The sequence below is a fragment of the Sphingomonas sp. PP-CC-1A-547 genome, assembly GCF_003610375.1.
In the GTDB taxonomy this organism is placed as follows: Bacteria; Pseudomonadota; Alphaproteobacteria; order Sphingomonadales; family Sphingomonadaceae; genus Sphingomonas.
In genome coordinates this window covers 1-1,439 of sequence record NZ_RAPZ01000008.1, presented here as the reverse complement: position 1 = coordinate 1,439, position 1,439 = coordinate 1, and the positions used below count along the sequence as shown (strand labels likewise).

Sequence of the window (1,439 nt, the reverse complement as noted above, 5' to 3'; positions counted from 1 at the left end):
GCTTCTCTATCGCGGCCTGAGTCAACAGGCGCAGACCACTCTCCGCCGCCGCGAGTGCGCCGGTTTGAGGAATTGGTAGGCGACGAAAATACAAATACTGTTTTTCTACCGGGCTTGAGATCGCCACACGGGGTTCGTGCTTCTCTCCGGGGTCGGCACGTAGCCGCCCCATGATGGGGTAAGAGAAAGCGGTGTGGATCAATCTTTTGGACGCCCTTGTCGCTGGCGACAGGGCTGCGGACGCTACGATCTCACACCACCTTCGTCCCCGTGAGGACCTCTTCCTGCCGAGGCAGAACCGTGAAAGCTCCTTTCTGAGATCGTATCAGGCGACCGCGATCGCGGTGCCGGGTTCGCTTCCCCAGCGGAAGTCGGTGCCGTCCGTCCACATGCGGTGGAGGACGACGGCCAGGCGGCGCGCAACGGCAACAATGGCGCGCCGCATACCCCGGCGCTGGGCGACCTTCATCCCCCAGGCCTTAAGCCACGACCAATGCCGGCTCTGGGTCATCAGAATCTGCGCCGCTTCGTACAGCATCGTTCGCAGCATGGTGTCGCCGGACTTGGAGATGCCGCCGTCATAGTCGACCTCGCCCGACTGATGTCGCCGGGGCGTCAACCCGAGATGGGCGCCGACCGCTCTGGAATGAACGAAGCGCTGAGGTTGGTCGATCGAGGCACGGTAGGTGAGAGCCACCACCGGGCCGACGCCGGGCGCGGTCATCAACCGTTTGCAGACCGGATCATGCCGGACCGTGTCGAGCAGCATCTTGTGGAGGGTGGCCAGTTGCTGGCGCATCACCCGCCGCACCGTCAGCAACGGCTCGACGATCACCGCCAGTCTCGGAAAGCTCTCGACCAGCTGACGAATCCGGGCCTCGTAACCGATCGTACTGACGACACCGACCTTGAGGCCGAAGTTGCGCAACGTGCCGCGCATGTCGGACTCGATGTCGATCAGCTTGCGCTGCACCAGCTTGCGGCTGGTCAGCAGCATCCGCTGTTCCTGCGCGGCCAGCGTCTTCACGTGCACCGGCTTGAACAGGCCGACCCGCATCATCTGGGCGATCCCGCGGGCATCGTTGCGATCGGATTTGTTGATCTGCTGCGCCTGCAACAGCGCCTTCATGTGGCGGGTCTCGACGCAGATAACCGGCAGCCCCGCCTCGCTAAGGCCATTGACCAACCACTGCGACAGCGGCCCGGCCTCGATCCCGACCCGAACATAATCGCCACCGACCGACGTCAACAGCACGGCAATGTCATCGGGTTCGGTCGGTACCTTGCGCTCGCACACCACCTTGCCCGCATCGTCTACCACGCACACCGACGTCTCCTTCACCGAGACGTCCAGACCCACGAAATGCGTCATCGCTCTCACTCCTTCCCTCGATGCACGAGGTCAGGTCGACCCCGATCCAGGCATCGTACGTGAAGGG

2 protein-coding genes are annotated in these 1,439 nt (G+C 63.4%); both read right to left on the bottom strand.

Going from position 1 to position 1,439, the window contains the following annotated elements; genetic code table 11:
* Positions 1-202, bottom strand: a 202-nt coding sequence (locus C8J39_RS18900) for a hypothetical protein (protein ID WP_207897201.1), incomplete at its 3' end; no start/stop codon positions are given.
* A 123-nt stretch (positions 203-325) separates the two neighbouring features.
* Complete coding sequence (locus C8J39_RS00660) at positions 326-1,372, bottom strand: IS110 family transposase (protein WP_056059438.1); 1,047 nt, start codon at positions 1,370-1,372, stop codon at positions 326-328.
* Positions 1,373-1,439 lie beyond the last annotated feature (67 nt).

What these genes read in the sequence shown, in the direction of transcription:
- C8J39_RS00660 (WP_056059438.1), bottom strand. Translation starts at nt 1,372, where the DNA reads ATGACGCATTTCGTGGGTCTGGACGTCTCGGTGAAGGAGACGTCGGTG.